The organism is Devosia sp., assembly GCF_036563435.1.
Lineage (GTDB): Bacteria > Pseudomonadota > Alphaproteobacteria > Rhizobiales > Devosiaceae > Devosia.
Genome location: NZ_DATCMJ010000018.1, coordinates 549,576 through 564,148, shown reverse-complemented (window position 1 = coordinate 564,148; position 14,573 = coordinate 549,576). Strand labels below are relative to the sequence as shown.

Annotated in this window: 17 protein-coding genes; 14 read left to right on the top strand and 3 right to left on the bottom strand. The window is 64.6% G+C overall.

The window, feature by feature from the left end; all coding sequences use genetic code 11:
• Positions 1–73 precede the first annotated feature (73 nt).
• From mbhE to VIL88_RS15155, 11 genes are all read left to right on the top strand, one after another.
• Complete coding sequence (gene mbhE / locus VIL88_RS15205; RefSeq protein WP_331990316.1) at positions 74–2,467, top strand: hydrogen gas-evolving membrane-bound hydrogenase subunit E; 2,394 nt, start codon at positions 74–76, stop codon at positions 2,465–2,467.
• The gene (locus tag VIL88_RS15200; protein ID WP_331990314.1) at positions 2,464–2,886 is read left to right on the top strand and encodes an MnhB domain-containing protein; all 423 of its coding nucleotides are present in this window, start codon (positions 2,464–2,466) and stop codon (positions 2,884–2,886) included. Before mbhE ends, VIL88_RS15200 begins: the two co-directional genes overlap by 4 nt.
• Positions 2,886–3,263 carry a Na+/H+ antiporter subunit C gene (locus VIL88_RS15195; RefSeq protein ID WP_331990312.1) on the top strand — a complete coding sequence of 126 codons (378 nt, stop codon included), beginning with the start codon at positions 2,886–2,888 and terminating at the stop codon, positions 3,261–3,263. The genes VIL88_RS15200 and VIL88_RS15195 overlap by 1 nt, the downstream gene beginning before the upstream one ends.
• 1 nt (position 3,264) lies before the next feature.
• Positions 3,265–4,818 (top strand): proton-conducting transporter membrane subunit, encoded by a 1,554-nt coding sequence (locus VIL88_RS15190; RefSeq protein WP_331990310.1) that lies wholly within the window; start codon positions 3,265–3,267, stop codon positions 4,816–4,818.
• 8 nt (positions 4,819–4,826) lie between these two features.
• Entirely contained in the window at positions 4,827–5,291 is a 465-nt protein-coding gene (locus tag VIL88_RS15185; protein WP_331990308.1) for a Na+/H+ antiporter subunit E, read from the top strand.
• Positions 5,288–5,587 carry a cation:proton antiporter gene (locus VIL88_RS15180; protein ID WP_331990306.1) on the top strand — a complete coding sequence of 100 codons (300 nt, stop codon included), beginning with the start codon at positions 5,288–5,290 and terminating at the stop codon, positions 5,585–5,587. The genes VIL88_RS15185 and VIL88_RS15180 overlap by 4 nt, the downstream gene beginning before the upstream one ends.
• Positions 5,584–5,913 (top strand): monovalent cation/H(+) antiporter subunit G, encoded by a 330-nt coding sequence (gene mnhG, locus VIL88_RS15175; protein WP_331990304.1) that lies wholly within the window; start codon positions 5,584–5,586, stop codon positions 5,911–5,913. The genes VIL88_RS15180 and mnhG overlap by 4 nt, the downstream gene beginning before the upstream one ends.
• A 151-nt stretch (positions 5,914–6,064) precedes the next feature.
• Positions 6,065–6,487: a MucR family transcriptional regulator gene (locus tag VIL88_RS15170; protein ID WP_331990302.1), complete on the top strand. Its 423-nt coding sequence runs from the start codon at positions 6,065–6,067 to the stop codon at positions 6,485–6,487.
• Positions 6,488–6,651: 164 nt separating this feature from the next.
• The gene (locus tag VIL88_RS15165) at positions 6,652–7,011 is read left to right on the top strand and encodes a helix-turn-helix domain-containing protein (RefSeq protein ID WP_331990300.1); all 360 of its coding nucleotides are present in this window, start codon (positions 6,652–6,654) and stop codon (positions 7,009–7,011) included.
• Positions 6,998–7,495 carry a DUF6456 domain-containing protein gene (locus VIL88_RS15160; protein ID WP_331990298.1) on the top strand — a complete coding sequence of 166 codons (498 nt, stop codon included), beginning with the start codon at positions 6,998–7,000 and terminating at the stop codon, positions 7,493–7,495. Before VIL88_RS15165 ends, VIL88_RS15160 begins: the two co-directional genes overlap by 14 nt.
• Before the next feature lie 52 nt (positions 7,496–7,547).
• Positions 7,548–8,606, top strand: a complete 1,059-nt coding sequence (locus VIL88_RS15155) for an acyltransferase (protein WP_331990296.1) — start codon at positions 7,548–7,550, stop codon at positions 8,604–8,606.
• 3 nt (positions 8,607–8,609) lie between these two features.
• On the opposite strand, the gene VIL88_RS15150 is transcribed toward VIL88_RS15155, so the two are convergent.
• The gene (locus VIL88_RS15150; protein WP_331990294.1) at positions 8,610–9,035 is read right to left on the bottom strand and encodes a SufE family protein; all 426 of its coding nucleotides are present in this window, start codon (positions 9,033–9,035) and stop codon (positions 8,610–8,612) included.
• Positions 9,036–9,187: 152 nt separating this feature from the next.
• On the bottom strand, positions 9,188–9,493 hold the full coding sequence (locus VIL88_RS15145; RefSeq protein WP_331990292.1) for a hypothetical protein: 306 nt from the start codon (positions 9,491–9,493) through the stop codon (positions 9,188–9,190).
• A 328-nt stretch (positions 9,494–9,821) separates the two neighbouring features.
• On the opposite strand from VIL88_RS15145, the gene VIL88_RS15140 reads away from it, so the two are divergent.
• From VIL88_RS15140 to VIL88_RS15130, 3 genes are read left to right on the top strand one after another with little or no spacing between them, the layout of a single operon-like run.
• On the top strand, positions 9,822–11,633 hold the full coding sequence (locus VIL88_RS15140) for a PAS domain-containing sensor histidine kinase (protein ID WP_331990290.1): 1,812 nt from the start codon (positions 9,822–9,824) through the stop codon (positions 11,631–11,633).
• Positions 11,630–12,820: a peptidoglycan-binding protein gene (locus VIL88_RS15135; RefSeq protein WP_331990288.1), complete on the top strand. Its 1,191-nt coding sequence runs from the start codon at positions 11,630–11,632 to the stop codon at positions 12,818–12,820. The genes VIL88_RS15140 and VIL88_RS15135 overlap by 4 nt, the downstream gene beginning before the upstream one ends.
• Positions 12,821–13,153 carry a DUF1491 family protein gene (locus tag VIL88_RS15130; protein ID WP_331990286.1) on the top strand — a complete coding sequence of 111 codons (333 nt, stop codon included), beginning with the start codon at positions 12,821–12,823 and terminating at the stop codon, positions 13,151–13,153.
• Here VIL88_RS15130 and VIL88_RS15125 read toward each other — a convergent pair.
• Entirely contained in the window at positions 13,150–14,295 is a 1,146-nt protein-coding gene (locus VIL88_RS15125; protein WP_331990284.1) for a DUF2336 domain-containing protein, read from the bottom strand. The two genes, VIL88_RS15130 and VIL88_RS15125, sit on opposite strands and share 4 nt — an antisense overlap.
• Positions 14,296–14,573: the final 278 nt, after the last annotated feature.

The following is a 14,573-nucleotide window of genomic DNA, read 5'->3' as shown; positions in this document are numbered from 1 at the left end:
GCTTGTCCAGAGAGGTCTAATCGTTAAGGTCTGCCAAAACCCGGCGGCAGAGTCGGGGAGAAGGGAGCGTGGTTTGGGGCTTGATCTGGAAGCAGGCATTGCGCTGGTGGCGCTCCTGCCGTTTGTCGCCGCCATCCTGGCGCCGACGATTCAGCGCTTCACGCGGCCCTTTGCCGGCTGGATCCTGGCGCTGGTTCCCGGTGCGATCTTCCTGTTCCTGCTGCGCCTGGTGGAGCCGGTGCTTGCCAATGGCTCAGTTTCCGCCCGCATCGGCTGGATACCGGCCTATGACCTCGATCTCTCCTTCTACGTAGACGGCCTGAGCCTGGTCTTCGCGCTGACGATTTCGGGCGTGGGCGCGCTGGTCGTGCTCTATGCCGGAGCCTATCTCAAGGGCCATCAGCACCTGGGGCGTTTCTTCGCGTTTCTCCTTGCCTTCATGGGCGCCATGCTCGGGCTGGTGCTGGCCGACAACATGCTGGCGCTGTTCATGTTCTGGGAGCTGACCTCGATCAGCTCCTTTCTCCTGATCGGCTTCGACCACGAGCGGCAGGCGGCGCGGCGCGGCGCCATCCAGGCGCTGGTCATCACCAATATTGGCGGCATGGCGCTTCTGGCCGGAGTCGTGCTCGTCCATCAGGCAACGGGTGTCTGGGACCTGAGCGCCCTGGGCGACGAGTTGCGCGGGACACAGCTCTATGGTTGGGCGCTGGCGGCGTTCCTCCTCGCGGCATTCACCAAATCGGCACAGCTACCGTTCCACTTGTGGCTTCCCAACGCCATGGAAGCGCCGACACCCGTCTCGGCCTTCCTCCACTCAGCCACCATGGTTCAAGCGGGCGTCTACCTCCTGGCGCGGGTTACTCCATGGCTGGGCGGAACGCCGAGCTGGTCGACGGTGCTGGTGCTGTTCGGCGGCGCCACGCTAATCTGGGGCGGCATGGGTGCGCTGCGCCAGACCGACCTCAAGCAGATGCTGGCGCAAACAACGATCGCCTCGCTTGGGCTGTCGGTGCTGCTGCTGGGGCTCGGCACGACATATGCGGTGGCGGGCGCAGTGCTCTACTTCGTGGCGCACGCGCTCTACAAGGCGGCCCTGTTCATGGCCGTAGGCGCGGTGGACCACGAGGCAGGCACGCGCGACATTACGGTGCTGGGCGGGCTGGCCGACAAGATGCCGGTTACCTTCATCGGTGCCGCCATGGCGGCGCTGGCCATGATCGGCCTGCCATTGACGCTGGGCTATTTCGCCAAGGAGGAGATGTATCTCGGGCTCCTCCACTGGGACTGGCGCGACGTGGCCGTGCTGGTTGTTCTTGTGGTCGGCAATGCCATTTTGGCCGGTATCGCCATGATCGTCATGGTTCGCCCGTTCCTCGGACCGATCGTGCCGTTGCCCAAGACCGTGCACGAGGCGCCGATCGCCATGCTGGCCGGTCCGATTCTCCTCGGTGCTGCCGGGATCGTCGCGGGCGTGATGCCGGACTGGCTCGGGCAAACGGTGCTTGAGCCCGGAGCGTCGGCAATTCTGGAAGCCGAGGTGGAAAGCCATCTGTCCTTTGCCATCAATCCAGCCAGCGCGCTGATCTGGCTTTCGCTGGCGACCTGGGCGCTGGGCCTTGTCATCTACCGGCAGCACAACATGCTGCGGACGGTGCTGCGGCGCTTCGCCAACTGGCTGGACTGGAATGCCGACAAGGTGTTCGACGCGGTGATGTTCGGCCTGATCCGCTTCGCGGCAGCGGTGACGCGACTGCTGCATCACGGCAAGCTGGAGGTCTACCTCGTTACTGCCTTTGCCGCGCTCGCGCTGGCCCTGGTCATGCCCATGGTGCTGCTCGGCGGCTATGCGGTGCTGCAGCCGACGGCTGAGCTCGGCGACTGGTCGGCCAAGCTGCGATGGCCCGACATGACGCTCTATGAGTGGGGCGTTATCGTCCTGGCGCTGGTGGGCCTGGGGGCGGTGCTGGCGGCGCCGACGCGGCTGATCGCGGTAGTGGCGCTGGGCATCCAGGGTTCGGCGGTGGCCCTGATCTTCCTCCTGTTCGGGGCGCCTGACCTGGCCTTCACCCAGTTCATGGTTGAAATCCTGTCGGTCGTCATCCTCGCGCTCGTGATGACGCGGTTGCGGCTCGACGAGCGCGATCACCGCGAGCTCGAGGACCTGGCGCGGGACGGAACGCTTGCGCTGGTCTGCGGCACGGCCGTCAGCCTCCTGCTCATGGTCGTGGTTTCCGGCGAGCTCAATACGCGCCTGTCGGATTTCTTTACCGCCACCAGCGTGCCGATCGCCCATGGCGCCAATATCGTGAACGTCATCCTCGTCGACTACCGCGGCTTCGATACACTGGGCGAGATTTCCGTGGTGCTTGGCGCCGGGATCGCCATCATGGCCCTCCTGCGCCGCAAGCCGCGGCCGCTCCCGGAAGCTGCAGCGCCACTCCAGGCACCGGAGGAAGTGTCATGAACACCATTATCTTCCGCACCATGGCGCCGCTGATCGTGGCCACTATGCTGCTCTTTGCCGTCTATATCTGCCTCCGCGGTCACAACGAGCCGGGCGGCGGCTTTATAGGCGGGCTGATCGCGGCTTCCGCCATCGCTGTGCTCGGCATGGCCAACGGGGCACAGGTGACGCGACGCGCACTGCGCGCCGATCCGCTCGCCATAGCGGCCTTCGGCGTGCTGATGGCCGGATTTTCGGGCGTGGCCTCGCTCTTCACCGAGTCCCCCTTCATGACCAGCATCTGGCTCTATCTCGAACTGGGAGAGACCACGGTGCCGCTCTCGACGCCGCTGGTCTTCGATCTGGGCGTGTTCCTTGTCGTCTTGGGGACGGTTTCGGCTATTGCCCTCGGGCTTGAGAGCCGCGGAGGGGCGGACTGATGGACTATGTGTCGGCAGCCCTGGTCGGGTGTTTCTTTGCGGCGGGCGTTTATCTGTTGCTGTCGCGCTCGGTGATCCGCATGCTCCTAGGCCTCGTCGTCTTCGGCAACGGCGTCAATCTCCTGATCTTCACTGCCGGGCGACTGACCGAGGGTGCAGCGCCCATCGTGCCGCCGGACCTGGAGCAGCCGGCCGGCGTGATCGCCAATCCCCTGCCGCAGGCGCTGATCCTTACGGCCATCGTGATCGGCTTCGCCATGTTCAGCTTTTTGCTGGTTCTGGCCTTCCGTGCCTATCAAAGCCTTGATGCCGACAATACCGACACGATGCGCGTGGCCGAACCGGTCGGCGAACCCACCCCCCCCTTGAGCTACTGACATGGAGGAATTGGTGCTTCCTCCGGCCATGATCGAGACGACGACGGCTGCGGCCGACTGGGTGCTGGTGCTGCCCCTGGTGCTGTGCCTCATGGGCGCGGCGCTGACGGTGATGTTCCGCAAGGTCGGGCGGCTGGGTTTCCTTGCCGCCGTGCTGGTGGTGGCTGCGGTCATTGCCGCCGAAATTGCGCTGCTGCTGCGGGTCTTTGCCGACGGCCCGCTCAGCATGACCATGGGCAAGTGGCTGCCCCCGTTTGGCATCAGCTTTACCGCCGATCTCCTGGGCGCCGCGCTGGCGCTGGCGGCTGCGACGGTCACGCTGGTGGTGCTAATCTTTGCCGAGGGCGAGCGTAAGCAGGGCGGCGCGGACAATTTCCACGCCATGGCCTTGCTCTTGTTGGCGGGCGTGACGGGCTCGTTCCTCACCGGGGATCTCTTCAACCTTTATGTCTGGTTCGAGGTGATGCTGATCGCCTCCTTTGGGCTTCTGGTGATCGGCGGCGGGCCGCTGCAGCTAGATGGCGCCGTCAAATACGGCTTCCTCAATTTCCTTGCGACCAGCTTCTTTCTTGCCTCGCTCGGCCTGATCTATGGCCTGACGGGCACGCTCAACATGTCGGACTTGCTGCGTGTGGCGCCTTCGGCCCCACCCGCTGCCATGGCAGGCGTTGCAGCGCTGTTGCTGGTGGCCTTCGGCATGAAGGCGGCAGCCTTTCCGCTCAACGGCTGGCTGCCGGCCTCCTATCATACGCCGCCGGCGGCCATTTCGGCCCTGCTCGGTGGACTGCTGACCAAGGTGGGAGCCTATGCGCTCCTGCGCGCGCTGGTGGTCATTCTGCCGGGCAGCCGGGAACTGCTCGAGCCGGTGCTGATCGCCGCTGCGGTCGCGACACTGCTGGTGGCGCCGCTGGGTGCCATTGCCGAGACCAATCTGCGCCGTGCCATCGGCTTCCTGCTGATCGGCGGCGTCGGTTCCATCCTTGTGGGCATTGCCGTGCCGTCCCTGGCCGGCATCAACGGCGCGTCGCTCTATATCTTCCACGCCATCCTGACCATGGCGGCGCTCTACCTCGTCGCCGGCCTGGTGGAGCGCGCGACGGGCGCCAGCGACACGCGGCAAATGGGCGGCCTTTATGCAAGCAATGGTGCGCTCTCGATCCTCTTTATCGTGCTGATCCTGGCAACAGCCGGGGTGCCGCCCTTTCTGGGCTTCTGGCCCAAATTGCTGTTGCTCGAAGCGGCACTGGAGGAGGGCGGCTGGACCGGCGCACTGTTGACCGGCGCCATTCTAGCCAATGCCGTGCTGACCCTGATCGCCGGCTCGCGCCTTTGGGCGCACATCTTCTGGCGCCCGGCGCCGGTGCCGGTGGAGGTGGTCCGGAGCCGAACCGCGGACTGGATGGGCTACGGCGCGGCCGGGATCCTGGTGGTGCTGGTCGGGGCGGCCGGACTCTGGCCTAACGGGCTGTTCGAGGCGCTGGCCGTGGCCGGGCCGGATCTGCTCGACCCCAGCCGCTATGTGGACGCGACGGGCCTGGCAGGAGCGACACCATGAATATGGTCATGATCATGCTGGTGCTGGCGCTGCTCTGGGCGGTGATGACCGGCAATTTCAGCGGGCTGAACCTGCTGTTCGGCGCCGTGATCGGGGCCGGCGCCATGCTGCTGCTGCGCGGCCGCGGCCAGCCGCGTGCGCTGCGGAGGATCGGGCAGGTTGTGCTGCTCACGCTGCTTTTCCTGCGCGAGCTGATGCTGAGCGCGGTGCGGGTGGCGCGGGTGGTGCTCAGCCCCAACCTTCGGGCCCAAATCGCGCCGCAGGTGGTGGCTTTTCCGCTGAGCGTGAAGACAGATGCGGAGATCACCCTGCTTGCCAACCTGATCACCCTGACGCCGGGAACCTTGAGCATCGATGTCAGCGAGGACCGCTCGACCTTGTTTGTCCATGCGCTCGACGCGAGCTCGCCCCAGGCGGTGATCGCCGACATTGCCACGGGCTTTGAAGCCCGCATCAGGGAGCTCAGCCTATGACCCCCGCGGATGCCCTGTCGCTGGCCACCCTGGTTGCCCTGGTCGTGCTCGGTGCGGCCATGCTCCTGTCGACCCTACGCATCATCGTGGGGCCGACTTTGGCGGACCGGGTGCTGGCGCTCGACCTCCTGACCATCCTCGCCATGGGCTTTGTGGTGGCGATGGCCTTGCGCACGGGCTTTTTGCTGTACCTCGATATCGCGCTGGCCCTGGCACTGCTGGGCTTCCTGGCGACGATCGCACTGGCTCGCTACATCTTTTCGCGCCGGTTGATGCAAGAGGAGCGACAGCGATGATCGCCGATCTAGCCGTTTATGCCGGTTCGCTGATCCTGGTGCTGGGCGCCTGCTTCTCGCTGGTGGCAGCCATCGGCGTCTGGCGCTTGCCCGATCTCTATACGCGCATGCATGCCGCTTCTAAGGCCGGAGCGGTCGGGGGCGGGCTGGTTTTGCTCGCGGCGGCGATGATGTGCTTTGATGTCGGCATCTCGCTGCGTGCAATGGTGGGTATTGTTTTCCTGCTGATTACAACGCCAGTCGGCGCGCATATGCTGGCAAGAGCAAATCACCGCTTCATCGAGCAACGGGCAGACGGAGAAATCCCAAGTTCAACTAAAGGCTAAAATCTGACAGAATTTTCGCCAATGAATTGTTGCGTGGTAACATGTTAATCCAGCCGCGACGGGTTGCGGTGGACGATGAACAATCATAGGAATGCAACGTGGTCGTGCCTCCCCCTTGTCTCGACCAATAAAAACAATGGAAGGTTGAACTATGAGTGACACCGCCACCGCGGCGACCGGGTACGATCACGACCTGATCGAACTCAGCACCGAGATCGTCTCCGCCTATGTCAGTCACAACTCGGTCAGCGTTACCGATCTGCCCAAGCTGATTGCCGATGTGCATGGCGCCCTGCGCGGCCTGCAGTCCAATGAAGCGCCGGTGCAGGTCGAAGAACTCAAGCCCGCAGTCCCGGTCCGCAAGTCCGTGGCCGCCGACTACATCATCTGCCTCGAAGACGGCAAGAAGTTCAAGTCGCTCAAGCGCCACCTGCGCACGCACTACAACCTCTCGCCGGAAGAATACCGCGAGAAGTGGGGCCTGCCGGCCGACTACCCGATGGTTGCGCCCAACTATTCGGCGACGCGCTCCAAGCTCGCCAAGGACAATGGGCTCGGCCGCAAGGCCGCCTAAGCGCCCCGCACGCCACGAAACGTCGCGCTCGAACGGGCCCCGGCGATAACTAGGCTTCAAGCGGCCGCCCCTCGGGCGGCCGTTTGAATTTTGACTTATCCCCGCCCCCTGTTGCCTGTCGCAGTATCTAGGAATAAATTCCTTGATACTGACGAGGCGGCAGCATGCATCATACTCCCACACACAAGACAATCCAGCAGGCCATCCTGTGGTCGCGCCCCCACCAGGCAAGCTGCCAGAGGCTGGTCACGGTGGTTTCGCGCGCTACGGAGGTGCCGGTTTCCTTGCTGTTGCAGGCGAATCGGTCGGGCAAGGTCGCGCGGGCACGGCAGATTGCCATGTATCTCTCCCATGTGGTGCTCGGGCATAGCCTGAGCGAGGTGGGGAGAGCCTTCGGTCGAGATAGGACTACAGTCTCATACGCTTGCGCCTTGGTCGAGGACAGACGCGACGACCCGGCGTTCGACGCCGAGATCGACGCCATCGAACGCCAGCTGGAGGAGGCGGGCCTTGTTGCAGAGTGATGATGCTGTCGTCAGCCGGCTCAGCAGCAGAAGCGCGGGCGGAGAGGAGGCGTTTCTGGGGGCGCATCATCGCGCGGCCGCAGATCGGCTCGAGCGGATGATTGCGCGGGCACAACTGATGCCCCGGGTGACCATGTCCTATGATCCTGCCAGGGTTGGCGGGCGGCGCAACGCCGGCAATGGCGTGGAGACGGCGAGCGACACTGCGGCCGAAGCCCGGCAGAAGCTTAGTATCCTGGCCGGCAGGCTGCCGCGCGACTGCTGGGGCGTGCTGATCGATGTGATCGGGCTGGGCAAGGGCTTGCAGATGGTGGAGACCGAGAGGCGCTGGCCGCGGCGAAGCGCCAAGCTGGTGCTGCGCATCGGCCTGGACCAGTTGGCCAACCTGTTCGGTCTCTCACCCGAAGCGCGAGGGCGTGAATGTGGACCGCAGGAGAGCTGGCTGGAAACGCGCCTGCCGCTGATTGCCCGGCCCGAGGCTTAACCATGTCCGCGGCGGTAATATGCGCTTAGGAGGGGCCGTGGTAGAAATGCGCATGCGCAAAAAATTCTTCGCCATCCAGTATTTGCGTGGCCTGGCAGCAATGCTCGTCCTGGCCTCGCATGCGCTGCTTTACCCGCTTGTGGGTGAGCACCTGGCGTTCGGGCGGCTGGGCTGGATGGGCGTCATCCTGTTTTTTGTGATCTCGGGCTTCATCATGGTGGTGGTGACGGGGGAGAGCCGCTTCTCGGCCACAGATTTCCTGCGCCGCCGGTTCATTCGTATCGTGCCAATGTACTGGGGCGCGACGCTGATCGCCGCGGCATTGGCGCTGGCAGCACCGCAATTGTTCAAGACCACCGTCTATGACACCGGGCAACTGATCCTGTCGCTGCTGTTCATTCCCTTCTACAACCCGGTAAGCCACGGCATCCACCCGCTCTATAAGCTCGGTTGGACGCTGAACTACGAAGTGTTCTTCTACGTCTGCTTTGCCCTGCTGGCCTTCCTGAGCGCCCGGCAGCGCGTGATCTGGCTGACCATTGCTTTCACGGGTCTGGCCTTGGTTGGTCTGGTGTTCAAGCCCACAATGGCCATCGGGCAGTTCTATACGAGCTTCATGCCGCTGGCCTTCTGCGCCGGCGCGTGGATCGGGCTCGCGACGCTGGAAGGCCGGCTCCACCGCTTGCCCATGCCCCTGCTATTGGCAGTGGGGTTGCTCGGGGCGGCAGGGTTGTTCGAGGGCTTTGTCTACGATCAAGGGTTGATGGAGGACGGCGTGGCCTTTGTCGGCCTCGCGAGCTTCGCCTCGGTCCTCGTGCTGCTGGCCGTGCGGCTTGAGGAGGCCATTCCACGAATCAAGCTGCTGGAGCTGATCGGCGACGCCTCCTATTCCATCTACCTGGTCCATATCTACGAGGTCGCGATCCTGGCGGGCCTTGCCTTCCGGCTGCTCGATCCGGCAGATCTCTGGGCCGACTATTTCGTCGCGAGCGTTGCCCTGGTGGCAGGAACCGGTGCCGGCATCCTGGTGTACCGGCTGGTCGAGTTGCCGGTGCTGCGCTTGTTCAATCAGCTGTTGGGAAAGCCTCGCCGGGCAACCGCAGCGGCCTGAGGGTCAGCTCAGCGCCCGCGCTTCCGTCCGGATGCGGTTGACCATGGCGACGAGGCCATTGGAACGCTGCATGCCCAGGTGTTCGCTCAACCCAACCGTCTTGAACCATTCAATGGCATCGGTCTCGGCGATCTCGGGAGCAGGGCGGCCGGAATAAAGCGCAATCAGCACGGCCACGAGCCCCTTGGTGATGATCGCATCCGACTGGCCGCGGAACTGGAGCACCGGAACGGCGCCCGAACGGTCGACGCTCGAAACCAGCCAGACATTGGATACGCAGCCCTTTACCCGGTTCTCGTCGGTCTTTTCGGCCTCGGACATGGACGGAAGGGCCTGGCCGAGCTCGATGAGGTAGTTCAGCCGGTCTTCCCAATCGTCGAGGAAGGAGAGGTTTTCGGCGATGTCCTGAAAGACTTGGGGCGGGGTCATGGGAACTTATCTAGTCAAACCGGCCCGGCTTTACCAGCGGCGGGCAACGAGAAAAGACCGCAAGCACGGGGCAGCGTGCTTGCGGCTAGGGCCAGGCCGTGGGGCGCCGCTCGGGTAAAGCGGATCGAGCCTGGGATCTGCGAAAGGACGGCTCAGAGCGCGGCGGGGCGCTGATGCGGCACCGGGGCGATCTTGCCGGGAGCACGAGGGGCGAGGACCGTGGCAACAACAGGGGAGGGCTGCGGGGCGGCGCTGCGCAGCGCCTGGGCCACGACCACCTTGCCACCCATGCACTGAAGCGTGTCGCACTGGACGGCATCGAGCTGCTGCGCCACCACCTGACCGCCGGTGGTACGGGCGAAGTGCTGGAGCTCGGCTGCATCCGGGAAGTCGACGCCGGGCTTGATCACCATATAGGCGACGGTGAGCCAAAAGAGCGAACGAACAACTGCAAACATGACACTTCTCGTGAGTTCGACAGGGCTTCTGCCCCTCGACAGCCAAACTAGGGTCGGGCCGTTAAACCGCATTGCGGGAATTCGATAAAATTTGAAGCAAATGCTGTCGACCTGCTGCGGGAAGGTCGCAACGGCTTGTTTACGCTAACCCGAGAAAGGGAGGTCTGGGCCTCCGCGCCGGGCACCGTGTTTAAGGTCGAATTTAGCTCTTGGGACGCAGGGTGAGGGCAACAAGACCTGATCTCATTCAGGCAGGCCGCGGGGTGCGGCCAAACTCTGCGGGTGCTTCGGCAACCGCATAGCGGGCGTCGTGTTGAGAGTATTGCGTATGGGTAGCCTGTTCTCTTTCGGCGAAAGCAAAGAGACGTCCCTTGCCGTGGCCTGCACCAGCCAGCGGCCAGAAGTGCTGCGCCGCAAGACGCTGGCCAACAATTCACGCCTGCTGATTCTGCTCGCCGCCCTGGCCATGCCGGTTGCGATCTATTGCCTCGTCGTAGGCAGCGCCTTTCCCTTCGCCGTTGCCGCATTGGCGATGGGCGCCGGGACGCTGACCCTGGCATTGCACCATCGCCAGCTGTTCGACCTTGCCGCGAGCGGACAGGTCTACACCATGCTGGCCATCGGGCTGCTGCTGACCGTGACCGATCCCGCGCTCGGCGATGCGGGGCTGGCCGTTGCGGTGATGGGTCCGATCATGGCCGCGCTGCTGGGCCGCGCCGGCCTGCGCCGCCAGAGTTGGTTCATGCTGCTCGGCGTGCTGGTCGTGGCCGTTCTGGTGAGCATGCTGCCGGTGCCGCTATTCGCCGTGGCAAATGGAGTGCTGGTGTCGACGACGATCCTGGCCTTCTGCGCGGCAAGTGCCGTCGTTCTTCACACCGCTCACCGCATCAATGCGGCCTATGAGGTCTATGACAAGTCGCAGATGACGGCCTATCGTCACCTGATCGAACATGTGCAGGACGGCGTGATCCGTTTCTCGAGCGCCGGGGAAATCCTGCTTGCCTCGCGCTCGTCCGAGCAGCTCTTCGGCTGCCGCCGCTACGAGCTTTCGGCAACGAGCCTCAGCGACCGCATACATGTGCTGGACCGTCCGGCCTATCTCAGCGCCTTTGCCGAGGCCAATTGCGACGGCCGTTCGCGCACCATCGAGCTGCGCCTGCGCCAGGACGATCCCCATGGCGGCAGCAATGTGCCGCGCTTCATCTGGGTCGAGATCAGCCTTTCGCCAGTGGTGGATGGCGATCAAGGCGAGCAGCGCTTCGAGGTGGTGGCCCTGTTCCGCGACGTTACAGACCGGCGCGACAATGACTTTGCCATGGCGGAAGCCAAGCGGGCGGCCGAGGAAGCCTCCGCGGCCAAGTCGCGCTTCCTTGCCACCATCGGCCATGAATTGCGCACGCCCCTCAATGCCATTGTCGGCTTTTCGGAGATGATGACCAGCGGCATCGGCGGCGACATCTCCGACACGCATCGCGAATATGCCGGCCTTATCCACCAGAGCGGCAAGCACCTGATCGAGGTGGTCCGCATGCTGCTCGACATGTCCAAGATCGAGGCGGGCAAGTTCGAGCTGCAGACCGAGCCATTCGTCGTCCAGGACCTGATCGAGCCCTGCTTCAGCATGGTCGAACCGCTGGCTGCGACCCACAGCGTCACGTTGAGCGCAGATATTGCATCGCACCTGCCCTTGCTGGTGGGGGACGAGCGTGCCTGCCGGCAGATCCTGCTCAACCTCCTCTCCAACGCCATCAAGTTCAGCTATCCGGGCGGCAAGGTGGCCGTGAGCCTCAAGCGCCAGGGGCAGAGCATCAATCTCTCCGTGACCGACCATGGCGTGGGCATGGCACCCGAATCGCTGGAGCGCATCGGCGAACCCTTCTTCCAGGTTCAGGACGGCATTTCCCGTCGCCACGAAGGTACGGGCCTCGGCCTGTCCATCGTCAAGGGTTTGGTGGACCTCCATAACGGCACGCTGCGCGCCATGTCCGAAATTGGGGCGGGGACAACCGTGACGGTTTTGCTGCCCATAAACGGTCCGGCAATAAAGAGTGAGGAAAGTGCCGCGGTAATGCCCTTCCGCAAAGAGCCGCCCGCCGCTCAGATTCACCCATGGCAAGACGAAAAAAGAAAAGCGCAATGACGGCAAACACCTTATCGCGCCTGCCTCTGCTGGCGGGTAGTGCTGTCGCGGCCTCGTTGGGCCGCGCCGGACTTTGGACCCTGTCGCGCTATATGCGCGCGCCGCTGGCCTCCACCGGCCTCCTGGCGCTGGTCACGATGACGGCTTTCGCCGCCAGCAATGCCCTCTATTTCCAGACGGCGCGCCATCCCGCGCCGCTCTTCGCACCCGTGCCGGATGTGCCGGTTACGGTAGCAGAGCCGGCCGAGACCGCGGCTGCCGCACCGGTGCCGCAGCAGCAGGTCTCGGCTCTGCCCAGCGTGTCGCAGTACACGACGGGCAGCGTCGCAGCCTTGCCACAGGTGGCTCCCGCAGCGGCACCTGCCGCCGTCGCCGCACCCGTGCCGGATGCGCCGGTGGGTAATCGCGATGCCTTTGCCGTGCAGAAGAAGCTGACCGAACTGGGCCTGTTCAGCGGCACGGTGGACGGCTTCTATGGCCCCATGACCGCCTCGGCCATTCGTTCGTTCGAGGTCCGCAACGGCATGACGCCGACCGGTGCGCTCACGCCGGACATTGTCGATGCGATTCTCCGATCGGACGCTGCGGGCAGGGTGCCCGTTGCCCAGCAGCCTGCGCCAACTGTGCAAGCGCCGGCGCCTGTCCAGGCAGCGAGTGTCGCGCCACAGCCGCAGGCCGATGTCGTGGTGGGACGGGCGGCTCCGCTGTCGCCGGTCGACCAGGCGGTCGACACGGTCGGCAGCGCTGCAGCCACCACCATCGATTCGATTGTCGCGGCTGTCGAAGGCGGGCGTTCCACGCCGCCGAAGCCGTCTGCCAATGCGCCGGTGCCGCAGCGGCCGGTACTGGCGTCGGCTTCTCCTGCCGCCCCGGCCAACCCGCCGGTGCTGCAGGTGGCATCGCTGGAACCCATGGGCCTGCCCGCCCTGCAGGCCGCGGCACCAGCCGAGCCCCAGGCACCCGCTGCCGCCAGCAATGTCATGCCGGCCAACAATGTCCAACTGGTCAGCAGCATCCAGCGCGGCCTTGCCAGCCTCGGCTTCTACCATGGCCCGATCGACGGACATCCGGGCGATGCGACGGCCAAGGCCATCCGCGAGTTCGAGAACTTCCACAGCTACAAGGTGACCGGTCAGATCAATCCCGACCTCGTCGACCTGCTGCGCCAGGCCGGCGCCTCGGTCTAGGTGTCCCGCCTCCGCAGCGATCTGTGGTGCGGCATTTTCGTGCGGCGCCACAACGATCTTGGCCATATGTGCGTCATGGTGCGCCGGGGCGACCCCATCGCCGGCCAGGTCTTCATCGAGGTGGACCACCTCGATGGCACGCGTTCGCTCTATACGCCGGCGCCGCTTGCGGGGCGCGACGACGATGCCCGGCTGGTGTTCCAGTGCCGCTTCAAGCGGGCGGAACCGGCCAAGGTGCAGGAGCGCATCGCCCGCGAGATCGAGTTCGACCCAGACCTCTGGGTGCTCAGCCTCGACCTCAGGGGCGACGATATCGGTGTCGACGTGGTCTAGCCGGCGCGGCGGACGCCGATGCGGGCCAGGGCTTCGATGGCCTGGTCGACCACGGGGTTGTGCGCGGGCGCCAGCGTCGAGGAGGCGCGGCGGCGCGACTCCGTGAAGGGCTTGTATTCGGGCTTGTTGAGCTCAAGGAGGTTTACCTCGCCGCGCCAGGCGCTCATCAGATAGGCCATTGATTCGGGCGTGACATTGCCAAAGAGGGAGGCGAAGTCAGCCAGGGCACGCGAGCGCTCGGTGTCGTGGCTGGTGGCGTGGATCAGCACCTTGAGCCCGTCATAGGCGGTGCAGCCAAAGGCGCGCAGGATGACAAAGAGCGAAGCGCCGGTCACGTCATGGGCGATCTGGCCGCAGCGGACTTCGTCGAGGCCGGTGATCTGCGACAGGAGACGGGTGACCTCGGGGCGACGGTTCTCCGAAAAGAGCTTCATCAGCGCCTTGGTCAGCTCGGCATTGGCGACGGTGAGCTGTTCGATGGTCTTGCTGATTGGCGCCACGGGCGTCTGACGCTCGGTGAAGGCCTGGATGACCTTGAGGCGGTGATCGTCCGAGAGGTCAAAAAAGGCGGGAGCCAGGAGGGCCGCGTCGAAGTCGTCGCGGTTGGCGAGCGCTTCGGCGACCATGTGGTCCATCTGCGCCGAGCGGGCGAGGGCGCTGAGATAGGCGCCACGCGGCACGATGGCGGTGTTGGAGGCAAGCGCACGGTAGACCTTGCGCGAATTCATCTGGAAGAGCTTGGCCAGGACGACGTTGGAAAGGTCGGCGCGCGCGGCCAATGTGGCGGCTGCGGGGACGTCGTAGCGGGTGATGACGTCGATCATGGTCGCTTCCGACAGGTCTGCGGCGCCGGCGAGGAAGCTGTTGAGGTCCTCGCCAATATTGTCCACCACCAGCTTCTCAAGGGCAGGGGAGAGCATTTCGGCGCGGCCGAGGATGGCGGCGCCCTTGGCGCGGGCCTGTGCGCCAGCGATGGGGAAGAGGCGGCCGGCGAGAGCCTCGAACTGTTCCATTTCGGGATGGGTGGGTTTGCCCCGGCGTGAATAGGCGTCGCAGGCTGCGATCAGCAGGGTATTCGTCCGGTCTACGCCACCTGTCTCGATCAGCAGTTGGAACGTCTCGTAGGGCTGAAAACCAAGCATTTGTCGGGAACCGTCACTTCGGAATCGCATCACATTGATGCACCGCCACTTTTGACGCCAATTCGTTAGCAGACTGTTAACCTTGACGATCTCTTAATAGGCTCATGTGCAGTGGCTGATTTGGGCGTCGCATCGCCACTGTTGTGCAACGCGAAACGCTGCCGCCAATGGGAAGGCGGAGCGACATTGGAGGCCAGCTTGGGAAAGCTCGTCATTTTAGGTCTGCAGCCCGTACCGCCGCGCGACGTCGCCCCGCAGAGGGGCAGCGCACAGATCCT